Source organism: Corynebacterium breve, from assembly GCF_030252165.1.
GTDB lineage: Bacteria > Actinomycetota > Actinomycetes > Mycobacteriales > Mycobacteriaceae > Corynebacterium > Corynebacterium breve.
The window spans coordinates 1,787,259-1,809,060 of sequence record NZ_CP126969.1 but is presented as its reverse complement, the minus strand read 5'-3'; the positions used below and the strand labels follow the sequence as shown (position 1 = coordinate 1,809,060).

Below are 21,802 nucleotides of genomic sequence, written 5' to 3'. Positions count from 1 at the left end.
TCTCAGCCCTCGGCGATTTCCCGCAATGCGACGAGGTGCGCGTCGAAAGCTTCTTTTCCGCGCCGCGTCAGCGTGACCCACACGGTGTCCTTGTCACGCGACAGGCCGTATTCGCGGAAGCGTGTCACATAGCCGGCCTCCTCGAGCACGCCGAGCTGCTTCGACAATGACGCATCGGAGATGTCCACGGCATCGCGGATGTCTGCGAAGCGCATTTCGTATTTCACGTCCGCTTCCACTGCCCCGGCCGCGTTCAGCGCCGCGCAGATCTTCAGCCGATTGATGGGGTGGATGACTGAGTCGATCATCGTTGATTCGCCTCTTGGATGCATGCGAATAGCGCAAGTACGCACGCGTAGATGCCCATAAATGCAGCCCACGCAAGATGTGCTTCAGGACCGCGCGCCACCAACCACGGCAGCGCGGCGCTTGCGATGAACATCAAGAAGTAATACTTGGGCTGTGGTTTGAACAAAAAGTATTCGCCCCGGTTAATGCGGGTTTTCTTTCGCGGACGAGTGGACAACTTAAATATGACGATGCACCCGATGCCAGCAGCAAGCGCAATCCCAGCAGGCAGGTAAGTGCGAAAAGAAAATAAGCTGGTGCTTACCCCGAGGATCACCGAACCGAGGATTGCAGCCCACCAGGCGACATTGCCCCGTGCTTGTTCGCTTATCGACGACACCTCGGCCAACGCATCCCGTGCTTCATCCGGCGTAATCATCGTTGGTTCACCTTTCGGATCCACAGTGCCATCAACGCCGCGCCGAGGATTCCGGCGATGGCCGTAGCGGGAAGGGAATGCTCCGGAGCCATGTAGATGAATCCGGTCATGGCCACGTAGATGATCACTTCGTTCCAGCTGCCACGAATCGAAGGATCGTCGAATGGGTCCTCTCTAGTGCCAAGCCTGCGGAACGGACCTGGGAACAAAATATTGCGCAACACGAACAGGGTGGCGCAGAAAACCACGAAGATGACCACGACGGTGATCCAGGCTTTCCACGTCAGAGCCGCAAAGAATGCGCCCGTGATGATCGACACAACGATGATCGCCCACGCGGGTGTTTGCTTCGTGATGCGCTGCTCAACTTGGGTTACGGCATCGAGGGCGTCTTGGACTGTCTCGCTCATAGTTTGATCACGCCTTTCTGCAACGCAAACCCGCCCGCGAGTGTGAATGCCAGACCCGCTCCAACTGCCCAAGGTAGAGACTCATTAGGAAGGAGATTGAGAGGGAGAAGAAAAATCATTGGAAGAAAGGCTTGCCAGGTGACTCGAGCGTTCTCACCAAGCTTGGGGTCCTGGCGTATGGCGATGCGTGCCGGGCGTGCTTGCAGTTGCTTGTACAGAAGGGCAAACAAGAGTAGCCAGAACAGCAAGAATAGGAGCGACCACGAGGTACCCCATACGGTGAGGCCGACCGCGATACCGAATGCTGCGGTAATGATCCAGATGGCCCAAGTTTGTGGTTGGGTTACGGACTTGTCGCTTATCGACGACACCTCGGCCAGCATGCCTTCCGCCTCCGCCGAGGAAATGTGTTCTGCCATGTGCACACCCCTTCTTGTTTTCCACTACGGAAAGTATGACATTTTCCGTAGTGGAAAACAAGGGTTTAGCTAGGCTTGGGGGCATGGACGTTCAATTCAGTGGAATCGGAAAAATCATTCAGTACACACCAGGAACCATCGGCTACCGGGTTGAAGGAAACTTCAAAGTGATGGCGGACGGGCAAGTGTGGGTAACGGACAAAAAGGGGAAGACACACCTTATCCATCCCGCCGCTGGGCCCGTGGAGTTTATTCTGAGTTAGTGTGCTTGCGTTGCTTTTGTGACGGGCCGGATTGACAGCAAACACACCAGAATGCCGAAGCCAAGGACGCAGACATAGGACTCTATTGCGCTCAACGTGCTCCATTTGCTGAGCGCTGCCACAGCCAGAGAAATTGCGAATGGCACGAGGAAACCAATGTAGGTCAATGAGTAATAGATGCCAATGACTCCGCCTAGTTGTTCTGGCGGTGCGATTCTTTCGGCCTCGATGAGCCCGCCGACCATCATTACACCGTAGGAGCAGCCGAGAACCACTGCGGCGACAAGCATCAGCCATGTCCAACCGCTGAGAGCAACACCGATAGAAACGGCAAGGCCAACAGCTGCCGCCGAAAGACCAACGGCTGCCAGTGGGACTGTGTTGCCCCGTGCGGCCAAGCGTGTGGCAACGGGCTGAATTGACACGCCCGATGACATGGTGACAAACGCAAGTAACCCTAGAAACGCTGTCGCCCATGGAGCGTCGACAGGAACATTGCTGGGAGTGGAAGCGAAGGAGGTCGTCGGCACGCCGAAAACCCATGGAGCCCACGCGGCAATCGTCCAGAAAAACCTTCGCGAAAGCACCACGCGGGGGACAAGTGAACGTCGTTGATTGTTTGGGGTTTGGGTTTCTGGAACCGGCAGGACGAGCACAATAGCGATCGCGGCGAGTGCAATATGAAATAAATAGGGCACTAGCTGTGGAAGGGGAGCGAACTCGGCGACGATTCCTGACATCAAAGGACCCAAACCGAATCCGGCAGAAAGCGCCACTGTGGCCCGGCGTGGACCAGCGGTGGGGTTGTCGTCGGAAAGCTGTTTGACCCAGGCCGCACCAGACGCCATGGCCATACCGACGGACACGCCGATCACAATGCGGCCGATGAAAAGTGGCCAGGACAGGTTCAAAGCGCCGAGTGCCAGAATCGCGGATGCGACCGCGGAGAGAACCAGGCCGGGGATCATAATTGGGCGGCGGCCGTAGCGGTCGGAACTTGCGCCGAAGTAGAGCAATGACGGAATTAATCCGATTGCGTAGATGCCTAGCATTGCGGTCAAGGAGGCCTCGTCTGAATTGTGCTCAGAGCGGTAAACTTGCATCATCGGCGCGAATAGATTGGCGCCAAATCCGACGCTGAACATCGCGAAACCAACGCGTGCCCAGTGCGGCAGACGCGACTGCTGTGTGATGTTGCTCATAAAGGGAGCGTACGTCAAGAAAGCGCGCGGTGGGGAAACTGATCTGTTGGTAGGCGAGTGCCGGTAGGCCAACTGTTCGAAGTGGACTCTGCGGGTGTCCACTTTCCGTTGTAAGTTCAAATCATGGAGATCAGTAGTCTTGGAAAAGGTGCCACCGGGCAGTCTGTGCCCCCTCCCGTGGCGACGGAGATCGCATGGTTGCGTAGCCGGAGGAAACTGGCAACGACACCTGAGCAATTCGCAGCAGTGAGTCGTGAGCTGACTGAGCTTGCACATGCCTTGGAAAGGCGACCAAAGGAATACACCGCTGGCCAATACGTGGTGATCGGAATTGCAGCGATTGCCCTTGGCCTTGTAGTCGGAGTCATTCTCTTGTTCGCCGCCGATGCGATGACAGCGTGGTTGCAGTCATAATGAGTAGCAACAAAGGATCTAATGGCGGGTGCTTCGCCATCGTTGGCCTCATTTTCCTCATCGGGATCGCGCTGTGGACCGTGAACATTGCCTTGTGGATTCTAGGATTTGCGATGCCAATCGTCGGAATCGCCGGCGGCGTATATTTCTTCATCAAGGCAAAACAGGTCGGCGATCAGGGAACCTCGCATGCAGACGCGGACCGTGAATTCGATGAGCTTGTCGACGACGCGCGCTACGAACTAGCAACCACAATCACTCAGTGGGACAACCTCGTGCAAACCAAGGGCATTGGCACCGAACTGGAAGACCAGGGTTACGCAATCGCAAATATCCAACAACGACTCTGGGCCGCCAATGAAGCACTCAATGTGGCAGCGACTCCACATCACAAAGCTGAGGCAGTCAACCAGGCCGACAGTCTTCGTCGAGAAGCGGAAAAGTACCTCTAACTCGGGGGATAGGAGGCCGGGCGCGCTCTAAGCTTGATGTTCGGTTATGTCTTGTAGGGGTTCGCAAGGTGCTTCTGCAAAAGCGTCTGGAAAACCAGACGGTTTTGCAGAAGCACAATGGGATGGTCTCCCTCACACCGATATCCGATGCAAGTAAAGCGCTGACCGGATGACGGCGGCGCGAAAACATTGGTGCCCCCAGCAGGACTCGAACCCGCGACACACCGGGTAGAAGCCGGTTGCTCTAATCCGCTGAGCTATGAGGGCTTGTGTGACATCAAGGAAAGCGTCACAACGAAGACATAGTTTAGCGCACGCTTCAACTGCACTGTAACTTCCCGCGACAGGCGGGCTCACAACGCGACGAAACGGGAGTGAGGGTCGGTTCGGCAATTGGGGCGGAAGAAAGTATCGTAAGGGCCATGTCCAGCAAGCAAAAGGTCCAATCTACCTGGCCACTTTATGTAGCCGCGATTCTCGTCGGAGCGGTGATCGCGGGCGGGATCTCGTATTCCTTCGTTGCCGATTCTTTGGCGGCGTTGGGCATCCCGGATCCAGGACCTGCGACCACGTTTGGCCTGCCTGCGCTGCGTGGCGCTGCATGGCTACTGGCTGCGCTGGCCATCGGCTCGTTTTTGTTCTCTGCGTTTCTCATTCCGCCCGCGGATAAGGCGCTGGGCCAGGCGAAACTAACCGTGGACGGGCATATTGCGGCGCGGACGGGGGCGTCGTCGGCAAGCGGAATTGCGATCATCGGTGTGTTGATGGTGCCGCTGGTGCTTTCCGATGTCTCGGGCACCCCACTCGGGCAGGTGCTGTTTCAACCGTCGGCGTGGGCGACGGCGTTGGCGCAGGTTGCAGAGGCAAAAGTCTGGCTGACAGTGGCGGTGATTGCTGCGATCGTTGCGGTGTGTGGTTATACCTTGGGCGACTGGATGGCGCAGCCGGGCCTGCTTATCGGTGCAGTCGCGATTATCGTGCCCTTGGGCATGGAGGGCCACGCTGCGACGGGCGGAGATCACGACTACGGCACCAACGCGTACCTATGGCACCTGATTTTCATTATGCTCTGGATTGGCGGGCTGTTTGCGCTGATCGCACACGGTAGGCGCCTGGGCCCGCACATGGAAAAGGCGGTGGCGAGGTATTCGCGGATTGCTTTCTTTGCGTTTATCGTCACGGTGATTTCGGGGATGATTTCCACGGCGATTCGCGTGCAGCCGAGTGACCTCTTCACCACCCGCTACGGGCTCATTATCGTTGCGAAAATGGCGGGTGTGCTGATCCTCGGAATTTTCGGTTTTGCGCACCGCCAGTTGACCATCCCCAAGCTGAGTTCCGACAAGAGTGCATTCGTGCGCATCGCGGTCGTCGAGGTCTTCGTCATGGCCGCGGTGACCGGAATCGCGGTGACAATGGGCCGCACCCCGCCACCGCCGCCGCGCGATCCGAACCTGACCAACATGCAGATTCAGATGGGCTACAACCTCTACGAGGCACCGACGTTCCTCGGAGTGTTTACCATCTGGCGCTTTGAGATCCTCTACACAGTGATCGGCATTTTGGCTGCCGTGTACTACCTCTGGCTGCTGCGCCGCGTGGACAATTGGGACCACCGCCGCACGTTTTGGTGGCTACTGGGCTGTGTGTCATTGGGCGTCACTTTGTCCTCCGGCATCGGTATGTACATGCCGTCGGGCTACGCGATGCACATGGTAGGCCACATGATCCTCTCGATGACCGTGCCGGTCTTCCTTGTGCTTGGCGCGCCGCTGACGCTTGTGAAGGAGGCTTTTCCGGAAGGCGAGTTCAATCCGCGCGCGTGGGTCGAGGCGTTTGAGAAGTCGAAGTTTCTCAAGTTCATCACGTATTCGCCGATCTCGACGCTGCAGTTCCTTTTCGTGTTCTACGTGCTCTATATTTTCCCGAGCTTCTACGAGTTGGCGATTTCCGAGCACGCCGGCCACGTCTTGATGAACCTAGCTTTCCTCGTCTCCGGCTACTTCTACTTCTGGGAACTTGTCGGCCCAGATTACATCGAAGGCCGTCCGCGCGTCCCGATCCGCTTAGCCTGGCTGTTCATTTCGATGCCGGTGCACCTCTTCTTGGGCGTATACCTAATGCAGCTCAACACGGTGATGGGCGAGGAGTTTTACCTGTCGCTTGATCTTCCGTGGAATCCAGATCTGCTGCGCGATCAGAAAAACGGTGGTGGCATCGCGTGGGCAGCAGGTTCCTTCCCGCTGGCCTTGGTGTTCGGCATCCTCTTTGTGGGGTGGTGGCGAGAGGACAAGCAAGACTCTGACCGGATGGACACCAAGCTGGATCGCGACGAGGACCAAGAGTGGGAGGAGTACAACAAGATGCTGTCCACATACTCCCGGCACGATGAATCCGCCGCGCAGCACCAGCCTTTCACGACGCAGCAGACGAAGCAGCGCACCAAGCTGGTCAAACCGAGCGCACCGCTTGACGACGACTCCGGGGCCGCAAAGGATACCAACGGAGAAGATCCGCGCAACTCGTAGACCCTGAGATGTCCGAAATCTGTGGATAACAACACTCTATCCACAGATTTTTCGTTGCCCAGAAACCGGATTGTCCGAATTGGGTGATGCTGAGTTCAGTCGCTTCACATTAGGCGACGTGACACAGAAATCACCGCAACTGCAAAGGACGACCAGGATGGCACAACTTCCAATCACGATTTCCGGCAACCTCACCCACGAACCCGAACTAGTCAGTTTCCCGTCAGGTGCGCGCTTGTGCAAACTACGCGTCGGCTCTAGTCGGCGAGTGCGTGCGAAGAACGACTCCCTCGAAGAAGGCTTCGAATGGACCGACGTTGACCACCTTTTCATCGACGTAGAGATGTGGGGCCAGTTGGCGGTCAATTCCAACGTCTCTCTAGTAAAAGGCCACCCCGTTGTCGTTACCGGCTACTTAGTCACGCACACATGGCAGGTCCCGGCCGACTCTAACGATTCTGCGAGCCAGAATGAACAGAAAACCGAATCACATTCACGTATTGTCCTGCGCGCGACGCACGTGGCATTTGATATGAACCGCTACCAGCTCGGATCGCGGAAAGTCTCGCAGCCTACTCACAATGAAGCTGGCGTTGAGATGCCCGAGGAGACCGACGCGCCGGTGCCTGAAGGCGCTGCGGCAGAAACGAAGGAAGGTGTGCCGTTCTAGGTAACGCTGCAAATACGCTCTAGCAACCTGTGATGTAACCTTTGTGATAGTTATTCGCACGTAATACACAAAGGGGTTTTCGTGGCTGAGTTCATCTACACGATGAAAAATGTACGCAGGGCCATCGGTGACAAGGTCATCCTTGACAACGTCACCATGGCTTTCTACCCGGGCGCCAAGATTGGTGTCGTGGGCCCCAACGGCGCAGGTAAGTCGTCGTTGCTCAAGATCATGGCGGGCATTGACCAGCCGAACAACGGTGAAGCTTTCCTGGATCCTGGCGCAACCGTCGGCATCCTGCTGCAGGAGCCACCGCTGAACGAGGAAAAGACCGTTCGCGAGAACGTCGAAGAGGGCCTGGGTGATATCTTCGAGAAGAAGAAGCGCTTCGAGGAGATCGCCGAGGAAATGGCGACCAACTACACTGACGAGCTCATGGAAGAAATGGGCAAGCTGCAGGAAGATCTCGACGCAGCTGACGCGTGGGAGGTCGACTCCAAGATCGAGCAGGCGATGGACGCGTTGCGTTGCCCGCCCGCCGACGAAATGGTTACCCACCTCTCCGGTGGCGAGCGTCGTCGTGTAGCGCTGGCAAAGCTGCTTCTGAGCCAGCCTGACCTGCTGCTTCTCGACGAGCCGACGAACCACTTGGATGCCGAATCTGTACTGTGGCTGGAGAAGCACCTAAAGGATTACCCGGGTGCAGTCCTCGCGATTACTCACGACCGCTACTTCCTTGACAATGTCGCGGAATGGATCTGTGAGGTTGACCGCGGAAAGCTCTACCCATACGAGGGCAACTACTCCACGTACTTGGAGAAGAAGGCAGAGCGTCTCGAGGTTGCGGGGCAGAAGGACAAGAAGCTGCAGAAGCGCCTGAAGGACGAGCTTGCATGGGTGCGTTCCTCGCCAAAGGCACGCCAGTCCAAGAACAAGGCGCGTCTGGAACGCTACGAAGAAATGGCTGCTGAGGCGGAGCAGTACAAGAAGTTGGACTTCGAAGAAATCCAGATCCCAACCCCACCGCGTCTTGGCAACAAGGTCGTTGAGGTTGAGAACCTGACCAAGGGCTTCGATGGCCGCGTCCTGATCAAGGGCCTTTCTTTCACTCTGCCGCGTAACGGCATCGTCGGCGTGATTGGTCCGAACGGTGTGGGTAAGTCCACCCTGTTCAAGACCATTGTTGGCCTTGAACAGCCAGATTCAGGCACAGTTAATGTGGGCGACACCGTTAAGCTGTCCTACGTTGACCAGGGGCGCGAGAACATCGACCCAGAAAAGACCGTGTGGGAAGTTGTGTCCGATGGTCTGGACTACATCATCGTCGGTCAGAACGAAATGCCTTCGCGCGCGTACCTGTCTGCATTCGGATTCAAGGGCGCGGATCAGCAGAAGCCTTCCAAGGTGCTCTCCGGTGGTGAGCGTAACCGTCTGAACCTCGCGCTGACCTTGAAGCAGGGCGGAAACCTGATCCTTCTTGACGAGCCAACAAACGACCTTGACGTCGAAACCCTGGGTTCGCTGGAAAACGCACTGCAGAAGTTCCCTGGTTGTGCGGTGGTCATTTCGCACGACCGCTGGTTCCTCGACCGCACCTGTACCCACATCCTCGCCTGGGAAGGCAATATCGAAGAGGGCAAGTGGTTCTGGTTTGAAGGTAACTTCGGCGATTACGAGAAGAACAAGGTCGAACGTCTCGGCGAAGAAGCTGCGAAACCGTCTCGAGTTACGCACCGCAAGCTGACGCGTTAGGATCGCTTGTATGTCGGAGTTCAGCAACAATCTGCATGTTCAGTCGGTGCCTCTGCGGTGGAGTGATTTTGACCGCTTTGGCCACGTTATGAATGCCAATTACATCGAGATCGCCCAGGAAGCGCGCGTCGAGTTCGCCAACGAGCACTTCGAGGCACGCGGGCACGAGTTCGCGGTGTTTGTACGACACATCGAGAGCGACTACTTGCGCCCGATTTTGCCGGACACCACCGTGGTCACCGTCGAAACGCAGGTTGTTGAAATCGGTAACACCTCATTCACCACGCGCCAAGAGATCAAGGACCGTCAAGGCCGCGTTGCTTGCGTCGTTGAATGCGTCCAGGTTGCTATCGACATGGAAGCCGAACGCCCTCGCTCCCTGACCCAAAAGGAAGTGGGCATCCTTACCCAAGGCCCTGACGCCGACGTAGTTGGCGACATCGCGTGATCACCGAGTCACTCCAAATCACCGAGGGCGCCGCTGGCCTCCGCGCCCTCGTCAGTCGAGCGGTCGGCCTCGATGCCTCCGCCTTGGCCCGCTTTTCGCAGCTTAACGACGACCACCTCGACGTTTTCGTCTCCACACCTTTCGAGGTAATCGCATCGAGGCGAGTTAAAGGCACCAGCTCCCGTGATGGGGCAGTGGTGTCCGCACTTGATCTCAGCGATGCCCTCGCAGTGGAACGTGAAGCGGTTGGGACAGCCCGCGATCCCAATTGGATGGGCGCGTTGCCTCCGAAGGTTGGGTTCGTTGAACGCGAAACCCTGCCGGTAGATGTCGTGCGCGAGTTGGCCAATCAGGGCCAGGATCTTGCACGCCAGTTCTCTGGTCCGCTGGGACCGCCGAAATCTTTGCTGGATCAGACAGTGATCACCATCGATGACGAGGTCGAGATCCCCATGCGGATGGTATTTGCGTGCACCTCATTGGGCTTGATCCCGGGATTTAGCGCACCAGTGGAGATTCCACGTCACCTGCGGGTGTCTACCGTGGGGCGTTGGATCCGCCTCGACGCGCCTTTTGGCACCGTGTATAAGTCAGCGTCACTAGGCCTTTTCGTCTAAGTCTTAGAGGAGTATCCATCCAGCGAGGGCTGCCCCGGCCATCACGGCCCACGGTGGCAACTTCCACTGTGCTAGGGCCAACCAGGTTACTGCGGCAATGGCCAGGCTGGCGATGTTGGTCACGCCGTGGGTAAACACTGGGTCATAAAGCGCTGCCAAAAGCAGCCCGACCACTGCCGCGTTTGCGCCTTTAAACGCTGGTCGCAGAAAGTCGAAGCGGTGCCAGAAGTGCAACCCAGCGGTCATGAGCAAGAACGACGGTAGGAAGATCATGACCGTGGCCAACACAGACCCCCACACACCACCGTCAACCGCGCCGAGGTATGACGCGAATGTGAACAGTGGGCCGGGAACAGCCTGGGCTACCGAGTATCCGGCGAGGAATTCCTGCTGAGTCATCCAACCGTCGCCCACTGCGTAGCTTTCAAGCAGCGGCAGAACAACGTGTCCACCGCCAAACACCAAAGCACCGGACTCGTAATAGGCCGCGGCGCGGTCGAAGCCGAGTGGCCTCAAAGCGAAAAGCAGCCCGAAGAAAAGCACCAAGCAGGCGATCGCAACGCCTTGCGACACTGGGCGAAACTCGGGAGTGTCATCCGCTTCGTCTTTGTCGCCACGAAACGCAAAGAAACCAATGATGCCAGCAATCAGAATGACCCCCATCATGGTCCATGGGACGTCGATCGCCAGCACGGCAATGGCGGCTGCAACTGCGATCGTTGCGGTGAGAGCCGTGTTGGCCATGGACTTTGCCATGGCGGACACTGCATGGAAGACCACGCCGACGGCGGCAGCCAAAAGGCCAGCGATCCATCCTGACTCAGCGATGTTCTGATCACCTGCGAGGAAAAGCCCAAAGAATGCGAGAACGAGCGCCGAAGGGGCGGTGAAGAGGAACCATGACAGGGCCATACCCGGCCAACTGGCGCGGTGGTAGCCCAGAGCCATGCCAACCTGGGAGGAAGCGGGACCTGGCAGGAATTGGGCTAGGGCGACAACGTCTGCGTAGGTGCGGTCGGAAAGCCACTTCTTTTTCTCGACGAACTCATTGCGGAAATACCCCAGGTGTGCGGTCGGGCCGCCGAAGGACGTAAGTCCGAGATAACCAAAGCTCTTTGCGACGTCCGCGATCCGCGACATGAAATCTTCCCACCTACTCCTTGTTAATCATCATGGCTGCAACTCGAACCATATGATCCCACAGGGCATCGCGATGTGCAGCGGATACTTCTAGCTGGTCAAGAGAATTGGACATCATGGAAAGCCACCGTCGTGCCTCGGCATCACCGATCTCATAGGGGAAATGGCGGCGGCGCAGCATCGGTGCACCGCGCTTTTCGTTGAATGTGGTTGGCCCACCCCAATACTGCGCCAGGAACCACTTCAGTCGTTGTTCGGCCCCTTCCCAGTCGTCCTGCGGGTACATTGGCCCGATCAAGTCATCCTCACGGACCTGTGCGTAGAAACCCTCGACCAATGCGGTGAAGAACTCGTCGCCGCCGACGGCCTCGTAAAAACTCGTAGACATACTGGCAAGCCTATGTGCTGTTACTCAGTCTCGGTGCCATCGCCCGGCAAGAGTCGCCCCTTGGGATACGGCAGGGGTACTCCTGCGTCGAGGAGGTCGTCGAGAATGCGTGCATTCAGATGACGCTGTACTGCCCACTGCTTGCCTGGCAGGGTCTTTACTGTGACTCGGTAGCTCATGTGGTCCACCGCGAATTCAGTGGCGCCGTTGAGTACCGGATCGTCGAGGATGCACTTGCGCCATTCGTCGTCGGCAAGCGCTTCTTGTGCGGACTTCTCGATCACATTCGACGCGAGGACTGGGTCGGCGACAAGGGCGATGGGGATCTGGACGCGGGCGACGGAGTAGCGGTCGGAGAAGTTTCCTACCTGGAGGATTTCGCCGTTGCGGACGTACCAGAGGACACCGTCGATGTCGCGAATCGTGGTGATGCGTAAGGTGACTTCTTCGACATCGCCAGAGATGCCATTGACCTCGATGGTGTCGCCGACGCCGTATTGATCCTCCAGAAGCATGAAAATGCCGGAGAGAAAGTCTTTGACCAAGGACTGCGCGCCGAAGCCGAGTGCGACGCCGACGATGCCTGCGGAGGCGATGAGCGGTGCGACGTTGAGGCCGAGTTCGCCAAGGATGGCGAGGATGGCCCACACCCAAATGATGATGGCTGCGGCCGACTTGCCTACTTGTGCCAGTGTCTTGACGCGCTGCTTACGCCGTTCTTCCTGTGCTTGTTGTAGGGCAGTGGCTTCGTCGCCAGTGCGTTTGCGCATCATTGGGAATGCGCGGCCTTGGTTATCGATGTTGTGTTGAGCTGCGCGGCGGATAATGCGGCGTGCAACCCAGTCCAAAATGGTTGCGATCACGAGGATCAGCAAGATTTTCAGTGGGCGCTCGACGATCCATTCTTTGGTGAGCGGGTTCTGCCACCATGCGGAAACGCTGTTAACGGCATCATCAACGGAAGTGGGAACCGGTGTCTCGGAGATCGCTCGAAGTGTCGATTGGGCGTTAAACATCACCGCTTCATCTTAGGCGTGCATATAATTCCTCGCCGAATGGACAGCTTGGTCTACTATTGCTGAAACCCCAGTTTGAAAGGACCCCTATGACTACCGGTTTTTCCACCAACTCGATCCATGCTGGTTATGAACCCGACAGCCTGTATGGGTCCATCAACGTGCCGATCTACGCGTCAACCACTTTTGCGCAGGACGGTCTAGGCGAGCTACGCAATGGCTACGAGTACACCCGCGTGGGCAACCCGACCGTTACCGCTTTGGAGAAGACGGTCGCGGCGCTAGAAAAGGCGGAGTACGCAGTTGCGTATGCATCGGGCATGGCGGCGATCGACACCGTGTTGCGCATTCTGTTGAAGCCAGGCGACCACGTCGTTATCGGAAACGATGCATACGGTGGCACCTACCGCTTGATCAATCAGATTTTCACCCAGTGGGACATTAGCCATACAGTTGTCGACTTCACCGAACCCGACAACGTGAAGAACGCGATTCAGGACAATACCAAGGTCGTGTGGGTGGAAACGCCGACCAACCCGGCGCTAGACATCGTCGATCTCCAGGCGGTGGCGGCAGCGAAGGGGGAGGCGACACTGGTCGTCGACAACACTTTCGCCTCACCGTATCTCCAGCAGCCACTAGAGCTGGGTGCCGACGTGGTGGTGCACTCGTCGACAAAGTACCTCGGTGGGCACTCAGACGTGATCGGCGGCTTGGTCTGCGCGAACGACCGCGACTTTGAAGAACATCTGCGTTTCTTCTTCGGTTGGGTGGGTGCGATTCCGTCTCCTTTTGATACTTACCTCACCGCGCGAGGGATCAAGACTCTCAGCGTTCGTATGGATCGGCACTGCGACAATGCAGAAAAGGTCGCGGAGTTTTTCAACCAGCGCGAAGAAGTCGCCCGCGTGTGTTACCCGGGCCTTGAGTCTCACCCAAACCACGAAGTGGCCAAGAAGCAGATGCGACGCTTTGGTGCGATGGTCTCCGTGATTTTCCAGACGGAGGAGCAGGCGAAGAAATTCTGCACCTCGACAAAACTGCTCTGCTTGGCGGAATCGCTAGGTGGGGTGGAGTCTCTAATTGAGCACCCCGCCACGATGACGCACGTTTCTGTTGAAGGGTCGGAACTTGCCGTGCCATCCGAATTGGTTCGAATTTCCGTCGGTATCGAAGACATCGACGATCTTCTCGCCGACATTGAGCAGGCCCTCGCGCAGCTCTAGTGCGGGGGTAGCAACGCTACCAACTAGACCTTTGAGCGTTATTTGCCGAGTAAACGAGAATGCATGCGTGTAACATTCGAAGCTCAGACCCAGACGAACCGGAGGTAGCATGCCGCGCATTCCCGCTTATGTGGCAATCGCCGAATCCTTGCGTGCCCGAATCGAATCGGGTGAGCTCAAACCAGGAGATCGGCTACCAGCGGAAAGAGAGCTTGTCGACGACTTCAATGTCGCCCGCATGACCGTGCGCCACGCACTTGACACGCTTCAGATGGAAGGTCTTATCGACCGCAAGCGTGGGCGCACCGGTGGCACCTTCGTCCGAAGCATCCCTCCTGTTCTTGATTTGACGCGCATCGTCGGCATCGATCGCCAGCTGCGCGAAATCGGGCTTGAGCAAACCCATCAAGTGGTTCAGTCGGGCATCGTCGAAGCTAATCACAGTGTTTCCTCCGCGTTGTCACTGGAGCTCGGGGATCCAGTCTTTCGCACTGAAATCGTTCGTTATATTGCTGACAACCCGGCGATCGTCGAGGTTTTTTATGTGGCACGAGAGTTTGAATCCGTCATCGAGCATCTCGACCTCGCGCTGATTGATGCGTTTTCGATCACGATGGGAACCACGGTGGATCGTCGTGAAGATCTTGTAACGCCGGGGGCTGCCACGGACGCGGAGCGCAAAACGCTGGATGTGCCGGGCGGAACCCAGCTGCTGCGCATTACCCGCAAGACTTTTGCGGGCGAGGAAGTCATCGCGTATTCCGAACTGGCAATTCGCCCCGATGTTGCCCAGGTGCGCGTGGTCACTCACCGCGAAGACGAAACCTCCCTGCAGCCCTAGGTGGTTCTACACTAGTCTGTATCCAGATCCGCGAATGGTTTCGATTTTTTCGGCTCCGATCTTCTTGCGCAGGGTGCGGATATACACATCAACCACATTGGAACCGGGGTCGAAATCCATGCCCCACACCATGGACAACAATTGCGCGCGCGACAGGATTTGGCCAGGGTGGCGCATGAACGTTTCTAGCAGCCCCATCTCGCGTCGAGAGAGATCCTTCCATTTCCCGTCAATCTCAACGCGCTGGGTGCGTAGATCGAGAACCATGTCGCCACGGCTGAGTTCAACGGACGATGTCTGCTTGTCGTTCAGGCGTAGACGAATGCGAGCCAACAATTCTGCGAACTGGAATGGCTTGGGCATGTAGTCATCGGCACCGCCCTCAAGCACTCGGATTCGGTCCTCCAGTTTCGTGCGCGCCGTGAGAACGATGATCGGGAGGGACACTTTGAGTACTCGGAGTTGGTCGAGCACGTCGGCACCATCCATATGCGGGAGACCCAAATCGAGAATCATGAGGTCGAATTCGCCGGAACGGGCTGCGGCAAACGCCACGGGGCCGGAATCGACCACGTTGCAGGCGTACCCGGCAGACGTAAGACCGCGCTCAATGAAGTCAGCGATGCCACGATCGTCTTCGGCGATCAGGATGCGACTCATTTTGGATCTCCTATCTTGGGGCGTTGTGGCTTCGTTGGGATCTCGATTCCAAAGATGGAGCCAAGACCTGTGGTCGACTCGATGTACGCTCGGCCACCGTGTGCCTCTGCGATGGCCTTAACAATGGATAATCCTAGTCCGGCACCATCTGGTCTTGCGGCGTATTGATCACCTCTTTTGAAGCGATCGAACAACTCTGCCTGTCGCTCTTTGGATACTCCCTGGCCTCGGTCGCGCACCCAGAATCGCACGACCTCGTCGGTCCCAGATCCATGTAACGTGCTGCCGATTTCCACGGAATCGTCGGAGTATTTCAAAGCATTGGAGAACAGTTCGAGCACCGCCTCGGTGATGCGCTCCGCATCCAGCGTAGCGGTTCCCTCCGCGACCTCGAGTAGCTGTGCGCGCTGAGAAATGGTGGAGGCTTTGTCATCGATCTCTATGGTGAGCTCGGTCAGATCGACGGACTCGGGTTTTACAAAGTCGCCTGAGTCAGCGATAGCCAGGGTGAGCATGTCATTAACCATGCGTGACATGCGATCGAGTTCAGCCGTGGCTAAGTCAATGGAGCGCTGCCTTTCCTCCGGAGGCGTCGTTGGCAAAAGCTCCAGTTGCCCGCGGACCACCGTGATCGGTGTGCGCAGCTCGTGCCCAGCATCGTCGACGAATTGGCGCTGCTCAAGGTACGCAAGCTCGAGGCGGTCCAGCATCGCGTTGAAGGTTTCTGCAAGGTGCCCAATCTCATCGTCACTATCCACCGGGACGCGTTGCGTGAGATCAGAGTTGTTGATGGAGGAGGCGACTTCCTGCAGCCGTCGAATCGGTGCGACTACTTGCCCCGAAATCAACCACGCCATCACGATCGAAGCGAGCAGGCCGCCGAAAGAGATCAACGCAATCCACCAGAGGTTGCTGTTGACGTCGGCCCGATCTTGCGCCGAGTAGATAACCGTAGCGAACATGTCGTCCTGGTTCACCGTTACTTTTGCCCAGTGGACGTCTTTCCAAATGCCCGAGGGAACGGGACTGTTGACTATTTCGGCCACTAGCGGATCCTCATATGCCAGTGGTTCCGGATGGTGCCCGCCCAGCTGCGAATAGTCCATCTGGATCATGTGGTTGTCTACAAATCCAACCATGGCTTCTTCGTCATCAGGGATCTGCCGGGAAAGGTACGCCTCAAAGAGTGAGCGCGAAGTTGTGAAGGGCTCACCTGTGTGTGGATCCACGGCTTCGGTGGCGAACCGGTTGAACTCTTCAATCTCTTGCTCCACGGCAGCGTTCGCTGAATCTGTTACCTGTCCGATGAGGAAAGATCGCGTTAGGACGAAGACGGCGCCCATGGTCAGAAGCACGACCAGCGTGGTCCACAGAACCACACGTCGGCGTAGCGAAGAGCGTTGTAATGGTGATTTAGTCATCGTCCCAATCGTCATCGTCCCAATCGTCATCCCAATCATCGTCGTCCCAGTCGTCATCGTCATCGCCGTAGTCGTAATACTGCAAAGGAGCCGGCTGGGGAGCTATTGGTGCAGGAACAGGCGCTGGAGCCGGGGCCGGGGCCGGTGTCGGGGCAGGGGCCGGGGCGGGTGCTGGCGCTGGTTCAGCTGGCTGGACAGGCTCGTCAACCGGTGCCTCATCTGCAGGTGTCTCGTCCGTAGACGTCTCCGCTGAAGCATCCTCCGGCATCGTTGAGGTTTCCTCGGGCTCTGAAGACTTCGTACTTGTTGGATCTGAAGGCAGCGTGATGTGTGCCGACTCTTCGTTGACTTCGGGAACCTTGTTGTTGTTGGCTAGCGCGAGGCCACCAATCGCAACGAGTACAACCAGTGCCAGCAGCGCAATGATGGGTGCAAAGCGGCGAAGCGCGGTCATGGTCAGTCCTTAGAAAAGAATCGAGTGGGAATGTGTCGTGAATCCATTGTGACTGATCAGAATGAAGCAGCTATGAACTCACGATGAAAACTCTCTCATCTAACTTTCGGCATCAACTGTACGGTTGCGTAGACTGCGCGCCACCTTGTCCTGCTCTTCGGAAATCACTCGCCGTAGCCCGGCGGGAAGATCACGAGCAAGCAGCGCATCAGCTTGCGCCAGTGCATCCTCATTGACGGCCCAACGAGGGTAGATTCCAGCCAAAGTGCGTTGCGCCATCTCAGAGGACAGGGTTGTCCAAAGTCGTTCTGCCAACTCGAAGTACTTGTCGGTGAACTGCTCCAAGTCGCGATCAGTGAAGTTGAAACCTTCCATCAGGTAACGGGTATCCACATTGGAAGGTTCACCGGAGACGATCTGCTCAAATGCCCAGTGCTTATCGACGACCGCTCGTGCCCGCAACCTCGCCTGTTCGCCAGTCGCGGAAGTATCGTCCTCTGTATCCAATGCGTTGAGGTCGAGATCGCCCCGTGCGATGAGGGCCGTGATCATTAACCAGCGAAGTTCCTGATTTTTTGAGGTCTCTAGGGCGGCGGTGAAGTATGCCACTGAGTCGTCGTCCAGCGGAATTCGGGCCAGAGCACGATCGAAGATTGCTGCAGGTTCGGACCCGCGGAATGCCCGGTTGAGCAGGTTGAAGCCCTCCTCCTGCCAGTCAGGTGCGACAAAGTTTTTGACCGCCTGTGTCGCCTGGGCGACAAGACGTTCGAGTACCGAAGGCAACGTTTCTTGTGAAGCGAACCGGGCAACCAGGCGGACGAACTCGCGGGCTGCGAGTTCGCCGCCGCGTACCTGCTGCCACAGCGCCGACCAACACAAGGTTCGTGGCATAGGGGCGGCGATGCGGCCGAGGTTTTCCAGGAGGAAAGCTTGCTGTTCAGGTGCGATGCCCATGAGGCAGTAGGTGAGATCGTCGTCATTGACCAGCGCTAGGTCGTGCTCGATGCCCGCGAGCTGGGGAACCTCAGTGCGCTCGTCGGTGATGTCGACCTCGACGAAATGGGTGCGGGTCACTTGGCCGTCGACAAGCGAGTAGAGCCCGATACCGATGCGGTGAGTGCGCATGACCGCGGAGTCTTGCACGACGGCGAAGGAGCTCGGCGTGATTTCAGGGGTCAGTCGGGAGATGCCTGTGGTCCGAAGCCACTGGTTGGCCCAATCGGATAGGTCGCGGCCTGAGGACTTTTCCAATGCGCCGAGAAGATCGTTGAATGACGCGTTAGCAAAAGAGTGGTTTGCAAAATGCTCGCGCACGCCAGCGAAGAAAGCGTCGCGACCAACATAGGCCTGCAGTTGCTTAAGCACTGAGGCGCCCTTGGCGTAGGTGATGCCGTCGAAGTTCTGCTCGGCAGTGGCAACATCCGGCGCGTCGGTAGCCACGGGGTGGGTTGAGGGAAGCTGGTCCTGCTGGTAGGCCCAGGCCTTCTCCACGTTGGCAAAGGTGACCCACGCGTCGCGGTAATCGGTGGCCTCCGCCTGCGCGATGGCTGCGGACCAGGTGGCGAAGGACTCATTGAGCCACAGGTCATCCCACCAGTTCATGGTCACAAGGTTGCCAAACCACATGTGCGCCATCTCGTGCAGGATCGTCTCGTTGCGACGTTCGTACATATAGGGAGTGGTCTCTGATGTGAAGACGTATTCGTCTCGTATCGTCACCGCGCCGACGTGCTCCATTGCGCCCATATTGAACTCGGGGCAGAAAATCTGGTCGTACTTGGTAAATGGGTAGGGGAGGCCGAAGTTCTCGTGGAAGTAGGTAAAGCCCTCTTTTGTCTCGCGGAAAAGACGCTTAGCATCGAGGTGTTCGATCACGGACGCGCGTGCGTAAAGGCCAAGTGGAATATCCGTGACGGTCTCGGTGAAAACTTCGTGTACGCTGGCGTATTCGCCCGCGATGAATGCAATCAGGTAGGTCGACAGCGGGTAATCGATCTCGCAGGTGTGCTGCTTACCGTCGGCGCATGCAGAGACGGTCACGGGTTCGTTCAAAATCACCGTGTACTTCTCCGGCGCGGTCACCGCGATGGAATATGTGGCCTTGATATCCGGTTGGTCGAAGCAAGCGAAAACACGGTGGGCATCCGCGGGCTCAAATTGGGAATACAGATACTCTTTCTGATCGGCTGGGTCGACAAAGCGGTGGAGGCCTTCGCCGGTCTTCGAGTAAGGGATTACAGCATTGACGACGAGCCGATGTTCGCCTTCGGACACCGCGAAGTTGAGGTGGGGTAGGGGTTCGTCGTCAAGCGTTGCTTCCCATTGTGGAGCAGCGAGATCGATAGAAACCTCGCCCGGCTGCGCGTGAAATGTCACGGTAGTGCGTGAGGTAAATTCCCTGGTGCCAGTGATATCTAAGGCAATGTCGTAATGCACGTTTGAGATCAGCTGTGCGCGGAGATCGGCATGGGAGCGGGTCAGAGATTTCGTCATGTGCACCACTGTAGACTGCCACCCCGACATGAAAGAATGTGTTGCCAGTTGGTGGATTCTTGCTACGCTGGGGGCCACATACTTTAAAAGTTTCAAGTAATTTGTGGAAGGACTTATCCATGGCTGAGCAAGTAAAATTCTGGTTCGACGTATCCTGCCCATTCGCGTGGAAGACCTCGCGCTGGATTAAAGAAGTAGCAACCGTGCGCGACATCGAAGTCGAGTGGATCCCGATGTCGCTGGCAGTACTCAATGAGAATGCCGACATCGATGAGGGCTACGCCGACATGATGAAGGCCAACTGGGGGCCAGCGCGGGTGTTTGCGAAGGTCAAGGCCCAGCAGCCAGAGAAGATTGACACGCTCTACTCCTCAATGGGCGAAATCGTCCACGAAGAGGGCAACAATGGCAAGAAGGGCTTCGGCGCTTACGACGAGGTCATTGCCAAGGGCTTGGAACGCGCCGGGCTTGACGCTAGCTACGCCGACGTGGCCAATACTGAGGACATGGATGAGCAGCTACGCGCCTACCATCAGGCTGGTCAGGACGCAGTCGGCTCTGACTCCGGCACCCCGATTGTCCAGGTAGAAGGCAACGCATTCTTCGGCCCTGTGATCACCCGCTTCCCTGCAGGTGAAGAGTCGGGCGAGCTCTTTGATGCCTACAAAACCCTCGCAGCCTACCCATACTTCTTCGAGCTCAAGCGCAACCGCTTTGAAAACCCACAGCTGGGTAGCTGGAAGTAGGCTGCGTAGGTTCGTCGTTAAGTAAAACAACACGCGAATGTGCCACCGGGTGGGGAAAATGCGATGCAGCCCACTAGGATGGCACTCATGCGCGTTTACTTAGGAGCAGACCATGCAGGCTTCGAGCGGAAAAACGAAATCGCCGAACACCTGAAAGCACAAGGCCACGACGTAGTCGACTGCGGAGCATTCGAATACGACGCCGAAGACGACTACCCGGCATTTTGTATTGATGCAGCACAACGCACTGTGGACACCCCAGGATCCCTGGGAATCGTCCTCGGCGGATCCGGCAACGGCGAGCAGATCGCCGCGAACAAGGTCAAGGGCGCACGCTGCGCACTTGCTTGGTCCGAGGAGACCGCGCGTCTTGCGCGCGAGCACAACAACGCCCAGCTGATCGCCATCGGCGGGCGCATGCACTCCAAGGAAGAGTCCCTCGCGATCGTCGACGCATTCCTTGACCAGGCGTGGTCCGAGGCGGAGCGTCACCAGCGCCGCATTGACATCCTCGCCGAGTACGAAAAGACCGGTGTAGCGCCTGAGGTTCCAGGCGCACCGGAAGCATAATTAGCCCACGTACAACGCAGTCGCCGTGACCAGCCACAAATGGTTGCGGCGACTTTTATCGTTGTAGCTAGTGCTTTTCGACGAACTTACTCTCGCTCGTTCGGGTGGAATCCAATGCGGCCTTCGTCGCCTTGGTCCATTGCCTCGATGGCGGACATTTGGTCGTCGGAAAGCTCGAAGTCGAAGACCTCGAAGTTCTCCTGCATACGTTCCTTGTGGTTGGTCTTCGGGAACACGATCAGACCGTTCTGCAGGTGCCAGCGGATCATGACCTGAGCGGCGGACTTGCCGTGCGCTTCAGCAGCATCGGTGATGGCAGGGAACTCGGTTAGGTCCTTCTTCATCTGGCCCAATGGGTGCCAGGACTCGATGGCGATGCCGTGCTTCTTTGCGGTGGCGCGGGTGTCCTTCTGCTGCATCCATGGGTGAAGCTCGATCTGGTTGACCACAGGCACAACATCGGTAGAAGTAACCAGATTGTCCAAGTGTTCAGGCATGAAGTTGCATACGCCGATGGAGCGGGTGAGTCCTTTTTCGCGCTGCTCGGCCATAGTGTTCCACGCAGTGATGTACTTGTTATTGCGGGGAAGCGGCCAGTGGATCAGGTACAGATCCACGTACTCCATTCCGAGGCGCTCGAGTGATTCATTCAGTGCAACGTCGGCGTCTTCGTGGCGATCGTTCCACAGTTTTGTGGTCAGGAAGATTTCCTCACGAGGAATACCGGAATTGTTGATCGCGCGACCAACCCCTTCCTCATTTCCGTAGAACGCTGCGGTGTCGATGTGGCGGTAACCTACTTCGAGCGCCTCGGAAACAACGCGCTCGGCCTGGTCAGGTTCCACAAGGAAAGTGCCGAAGCCGAGCTGAGGTATAGACTTTTTATCGTTGAGTTCGATATTAGGGATCATGCCCCGCGATTCTACCCGTTACTAGGTGTTTTGC

At 57.3% G+C, this 21,802-nt stretch carries 25 protein-coding genes and 1 tRNA gene; 12 read left to right on the top strand and 14 right to left on the bottom strand.

Features of this window, described 5'->3' with window-relative positions:
* Window positions 1–2: 2 nt before the first annotated feature.
* From QP027_RS08845 to QP027_RS08830, 4 genes are read right to left on the bottom strand one after another with little or no spacing between them, the layout of a single operon-like run.
* The gene (locus QP027_RS08845; RefSeq protein WP_284824153.1) at window positions 3–308 is read right to left on the bottom strand and encodes a transcriptional regulator; all 306 of its coding nucleotides are present in this window, start codon (window positions 306–308) and stop codon (window positions 3–5) included.
* Window positions 305–727 carry a hypothetical protein gene (locus QP027_RS08840; RefSeq protein WP_284824151.1) on the bottom strand — a complete coding sequence of 141 codons (423 nt, stop codon included), beginning with the start codon at window positions 725–727 and terminating at the stop codon, window positions 305–307. Before QP027_RS08840 ends, QP027_RS08845 begins: the two co-directional genes overlap by 4 nt.
* Window positions 724–1,137, bottom strand: coding sequence for a hypothetical protein (locus QP027_RS08835; protein WP_284824149.1), 414 nt, complete (start codon window positions 1,135–1,137; stop codon window positions 724–726). The genes QP027_RS08840 and QP027_RS08835 overlap by 4 nt, the downstream gene beginning before the upstream one ends.
* A complete protein-coding gene (locus QP027_RS08830; RefSeq protein ID WP_284824147.1) occupies window positions 1,134–1,556 on the bottom strand; it encodes a hypothetical protein in 423 nt (140 codons plus the stop codon). Before QP027_RS08830 ends, QP027_RS08835 begins: the two co-directional genes overlap by 4 nt.
* Window positions 1,557–1,639: 83 nt before the next feature.
* Between QP027_RS08830 and QP027_RS08825 the strand changes: the two genes are divergently transcribed.
* Window positions 1,640–1,819, top strand: a complete 180-nt coding sequence (locus QP027_RS08825) for a hypothetical protein (protein ID WP_284824145.1) — start codon at window positions 1,640–1,642, stop codon at window positions 1,817–1,819.
* Here QP027_RS08825 and QP027_RS08820 read toward each other — a convergent pair.
* Window positions 1,816–3,021, bottom strand: a complete 1,206-nt coding sequence (locus tag QP027_RS08820) for an MFS transporter (RefSeq protein ID WP_284824143.1) — start codon at window positions 3,019–3,021, stop codon at window positions 1,816–1,818. The genes QP027_RS08825 and QP027_RS08820 overlap by 4 nt on opposite strands.
* A 123-nt stretch (window positions 3,022–3,144) precedes the next feature.
* Between QP027_RS08820 and QP027_RS08815 the strand changes: the two genes are divergently transcribed.
* Window positions 3,145–3,435 (top strand): hypothetical protein, encoded by a 291-nt coding sequence (locus QP027_RS08815; protein WP_284824142.1) that lies wholly within the window; start codon window positions 3,145–3,147, stop codon window positions 3,433–3,435.
* Complete coding sequence (locus tag QP027_RS08810; protein WP_284824140.1) at window positions 3,435–3,887, top strand: hypothetical protein; 453 nt, start codon at window positions 3,435–3,437, stop codon at window positions 3,885–3,887. Before QP027_RS08815 ends, QP027_RS08810 begins: the two co-directional genes overlap by 1 nt.
* A gap of 190 nt (window positions 3,888–4,077) precedes the next feature.
* Here the strand turns inward: QP027_RS08810 and QP027_RS08805 are convergent.
* A tRNA-Arg gene (locus QP027_RS08805) sits at window positions 4,078–4,154 on the bottom strand.
* Window positions 4,155–4,309: 155 nt separating this feature from the next.
* Between QP027_RS08805 and QP027_RS08800 the strand changes: the two genes are divergently transcribed.
* From QP027_RS08800 to QP027_RS08780, 5 genes are all read left to right on the top strand, one after another.
* A complete protein-coding gene (locus QP027_RS08800) occupies window positions 4,310–6,415 on the top strand; it encodes a bifunctional copper resistance protein CopD/cytochrome c oxidase assembly protein (protein WP_284824138.1) in 2,106 nt (701 codons plus the stop codon).
* Between the two features lie 157 nt (window positions 6,416–6,572).
* Window positions 6,573–7,085, top strand: coding sequence for a single-stranded DNA-binding protein (locus QP027_RS08795; RefSeq protein WP_284824136.1), 513 nt, complete (start codon window positions 6,573–6,575; stop codon window positions 7,083–7,085).
* 81 nt (window positions 7,086–7,166) lie between these two features.
* Complete coding sequence (ettA, locus tag QP027_RS08790; protein WP_284824134.1) at window positions 7,167–8,837, top strand: energy-dependent translational throttle protein EttA; 1,671 nt, start codon at window positions 7,167–7,169, stop codon at window positions 8,835–8,837.
* 10 nt (window positions 8,838–8,847) lie between these two features.
* Window positions 8,848–9,285: an acyl-CoA thioesterase gene (locus QP027_RS08785; protein WP_284824132.1), complete on the top strand. Its 438-nt coding sequence runs from the start codon at window positions 8,848–8,850 to the stop codon at window positions 9,283–9,285.
* On the top strand, window positions 9,282–9,902 hold the full coding sequence (locus QP027_RS08780) for a DUF8185 domain-containing protein (protein ID WP_284824130.1): 621 nt from the start codon (window positions 9,282–9,284) through the stop codon (window positions 9,900–9,902). Before QP027_RS08785 ends, QP027_RS08780 begins: the two co-directional genes overlap by 4 nt.
* A 3-nt stretch (window positions 9,903–9,905) precedes the next feature.
* On the opposite strand, the gene chrA is transcribed toward QP027_RS08780, so the two are convergent.
* Genes chrA through QP027_RS08765 form a run of 3 tightly spaced genes read right to left on the bottom strand, consistent with a single transcriptional unit; the run spans window position 9,906 to window position 12,446 of the window.
* Complete coding sequence (chrA, locus tag QP027_RS08775; RefSeq protein WP_284824128.1) at window positions 9,906–11,042, bottom strand: chromate efflux transporter; 1,137 nt, start codon at window positions 11,040–11,042, stop codon at window positions 9,906–9,908.
* A gap of 13 nt (window positions 11,043–11,055) precedes the next feature.
* Window positions 11,056–11,430, bottom strand: a complete 375-nt coding sequence (locus QP027_RS08770) for a globin (RefSeq protein ID WP_284824126.1) — start codon at window positions 11,428–11,430, stop codon at window positions 11,056–11,058.
* A gap of 20 nt (window positions 11,431–11,450) precedes the next feature.
* Complete coding sequence (locus QP027_RS08765) at window positions 11,451–12,446, bottom strand: mechanosensitive ion channel family protein (RefSeq protein WP_284826994.1); 996 nt, start codon at window positions 12,444–12,446, stop codon at window positions 11,451–11,453.
* 89 nt (window positions 12,447–12,535) lie between these two features.
* Between QP027_RS08765 and QP027_RS08760 the strand changes: the two genes are divergently transcribed.
* The gene (locus QP027_RS08760; RefSeq protein WP_284824124.1) at window positions 12,536–13,672 is read left to right on the top strand and encodes a cystathionine gamma-synthase; all 1,137 of its coding nucleotides are present in this window, start codon (window positions 12,536–12,538) and stop codon (window positions 13,670–13,672) included.
* A 109-nt stretch (window positions 13,673–13,781) separates the two neighbouring features.
* A complete protein-coding gene (locus QP027_RS08755) occupies window positions 13,782–14,513 on the top strand; it encodes a GntR family transcriptional regulator (protein ID WP_284824122.1) in 732 nt (243 codons plus the stop codon).
* Between the two features lie 6 nt (window positions 14,514–14,519).
* On the opposite strand, the gene QP027_RS08750 is transcribed toward QP027_RS08755, so the two are convergent.
* The 4 genes from QP027_RS08750 to pepN all read right to left on the bottom strand — a co-directional run bounded on the left by QP027_RS08750 (window position 14,520) and on the right by pepN (window position 19,541).
* Complete coding sequence (locus QP027_RS08750) at window positions 14,520–15,173, bottom strand: response regulator transcription factor (protein WP_284824120.1); 654 nt, start codon at window positions 15,171–15,173, stop codon at window positions 14,520–14,522.
* Window positions 15,170–16,594, bottom strand: coding sequence for a sensor histidine kinase (locus tag QP027_RS08745; protein ID WP_284824119.1), 1,425 nt, complete (start codon window positions 16,592–16,594; stop codon window positions 15,170–15,172). The genes QP027_RS08750 and QP027_RS08745 overlap by 4 nt, the downstream gene beginning before the upstream one ends.
* Window positions 16,587–17,048, bottom strand: a complete 462-nt coding sequence (locus QP027_RS08740; RefSeq protein WP_284824118.1) for a hypothetical protein — start codon at window positions 17,046–17,048, stop codon at window positions 16,587–16,589. Before QP027_RS08740 ends, QP027_RS08745 begins: the two co-directional genes overlap by 8 nt.
* Before the next feature lie 99 nt (window positions 17,049–17,147).
* Window positions 17,148–19,541 carry an aminopeptidase N gene (pepN, locus tag QP027_RS08735; RefSeq protein WP_284824116.1) on the bottom strand — a complete coding sequence of 798 codons (2,394 nt, stop codon included), beginning with the start codon at window positions 19,539–19,541 and terminating at the stop codon, window positions 17,148–17,150.
* Window positions 19,542–19,660: 119 nt separating this feature from the next.
* Here pepN and QP027_RS08730 point away from each other — a divergent pair, with 119 nt between their 5' ends.
* Both QP027_RS08730 and QP027_RS08725 read left to right on the top strand, forming a co-directional pair.
* Window positions 19,661–20,287, top strand: a complete 627-nt coding sequence (locus QP027_RS08730) for a mycothiol-dependent nitroreductase Rv2466c family protein (RefSeq protein WP_284824115.1) — start codon at window positions 19,661–19,663, stop codon at window positions 20,285–20,287.
* Window positions 20,288–20,374: 87 nt separating this feature from the next.
* Complete coding sequence (locus QP027_RS08725) at window positions 20,375–20,857, top strand: ribose-5-phosphate isomerase (protein WP_284824114.1); 483 nt, start codon at window positions 20,375–20,377, stop codon at window positions 20,855–20,857.
* Window positions 20,858–20,943: 86 nt separating this feature from the next.
* Here QP027_RS08725 and QP027_RS08720 read toward each other — a convergent pair whose 3' ends face one another.
* On the bottom strand, window positions 20,944–21,768 hold the full coding sequence (locus QP027_RS08720; protein ID WP_284824112.1) for an aldo/keto reductase: 825 nt from the start codon (window positions 21,766–21,768) through the stop codon (window positions 20,944–20,946).
* Window positions 21,769–21,802 lie beyond the last annotated feature (34 nt).

Excerpts from the sequence above, each read along its gene's own strand:
- QP027_RS08845 (WP_284824153.1), bottom strand. The coding sequence starts at position 308 with ATGATCGACTCAGTCATCCACCCCATCAATCGGCTGAAGATCTGCGCG.
- QP027_RS08840 (WP_284824151.1), bottom strand. The coding sequence starts at position 727 with ATGATTACGCCGGATGAAGCACGGGATGCGTTGGCCGAGGTGTCGTCG.
- QP027_RS08835 (WP_284824149.1), bottom strand. The coding sequence starts at position 1,137 with ATGAGCGAGACAGTCCAAGACGCCCTCGATGCCGTAACCCAAGTTGAG.
- QP027_RS08830 (WP_284824147.1), bottom strand. The coding sequence starts at position 1,556 with ATGGCAGAACACATTTCCTCGGCGGAGGCGGAAGGCATGCTGGCCGAG.
- QP027_RS08825 (WP_284824145.1), top strand. The coding sequence starts at position 1,640 with ATGGACGTTCAATTCAGTGGAATCGGAAAAATCATTCAGTACACACCA.
- QP027_RS08820 (WP_284824143.1), bottom strand. The coding sequence starts at position 3,021 with ATGAGCAACATCACACAGCAGTCGCGTCTGCCGCACTGGGCACGCGTT.
- QP027_RS08815 (WP_284824142.1), top strand. The coding sequence starts at position 3,145 with ATGGAGATCAGTAGTCTTGGAAAAGGTGCCACCGGGCAGTCTGTGCCC.
- QP027_RS08810 (WP_284824140.1), top strand. The coding sequence starts at position 3,435 with ATGAGTAGCAACAAAGGATCTAATGGCGGGTGCTTCGCCATCGTTGGC.
- QP027_RS08800 (WP_284824138.1), top strand. The coding sequence starts at position 4,310 with ATGTCCAGCAAGCAAAAGGTCCAATCTACCTGGCCACTTTATGTAGCC.
- QP027_RS08795 (WP_284824136.1), top strand. The coding sequence starts at position 6,573 with ATGGCACAACTTCCAATCACGATTTCCGGCAACCTCACCCACGAACCC.
- QP027_RS08785 (WP_284824132.1), top strand. The coding sequence starts at position 8,848 with ATGTCGGAGTTCAGCAACAATCTGCATGTTCAGTCGGTGCCTCTGCGG.
- chrA (WP_284824128.1), bottom strand. The coding sequence starts at position 11,042 with ATGTCGCGGATCGCGGACGTCGCAAAGAGCTTTGGTTATCTCGGACTT.
- QP027_RS08770 (WP_284824126.1), bottom strand. The coding sequence starts at position 11,430 with ATGTCTACGAGTTTTTACGAGGCCGTCGGCGGCGACGAGTTCTTCACC.
- QP027_RS08765 (WP_284826994.1), bottom strand. The coding sequence starts at position 12,446 with ATGTTTAACGCCCAATCGACACTTCGAGCGATCTCCGAGACACCGGTT.
- QP027_RS08760 (WP_284824124.1), top strand. The coding sequence starts at position 12,536 with ATGACTACCGGTTTTTCCACCAACTCGATCCATGCTGGTTATGAACCC.
- QP027_RS08755 (WP_284824122.1), top strand. The coding sequence starts at position 13,782 with ATGCCGCGCATTCCCGCTTATGTGGCAATCGCCGAATCCTTGCGTGCC.
- QP027_RS08750 (WP_284824120.1), bottom strand. The coding sequence starts at position 15,173 with ATGAGTCGCATCCTGATCGCCGAAGACGATCGTGGCATCGCTGACTTC.
- QP027_RS08745 (WP_284824119.1), bottom strand. The coding sequence starts at position 16,594 with ATGACTAAATCACCATTACAACGCTCTTCGCTACGCCGACGTGTGGTT.
- QP027_RS08740 (WP_284824118.1), bottom strand. The coding sequence starts at position 17,048 with ATGACCGCGCTTCGCCGCTTTGCACCCATCATTGCGCTGCTGGCACTG.
- pepN (WP_284824116.1), bottom strand. The coding sequence starts at position 19,541 with ATGACGAAATCTCTGACCCGCTCCCATGCCGATCTCCGCGCACAGCTG.
- QP027_RS08730 (WP_284824115.1), top strand. The coding sequence starts at position 19,661 with ATGGCTGAGCAAGTAAAATTCTGGTTCGACGTATCCTGCCCATTCGCG.
- QP027_RS08725 (WP_284824114.1), top strand. The coding sequence starts at position 20,375 with ATGCGCGTTTACTTAGGAGCAGACCATGCAGGCTTCGAGCGGAAAAAC.
- QP027_RS08720 (WP_284824112.1), bottom strand. The coding sequence starts at position 21,768 with ATGATCCCTAATATCGAACTCAACGATAAAAAGTCTATACCTCAGCTC.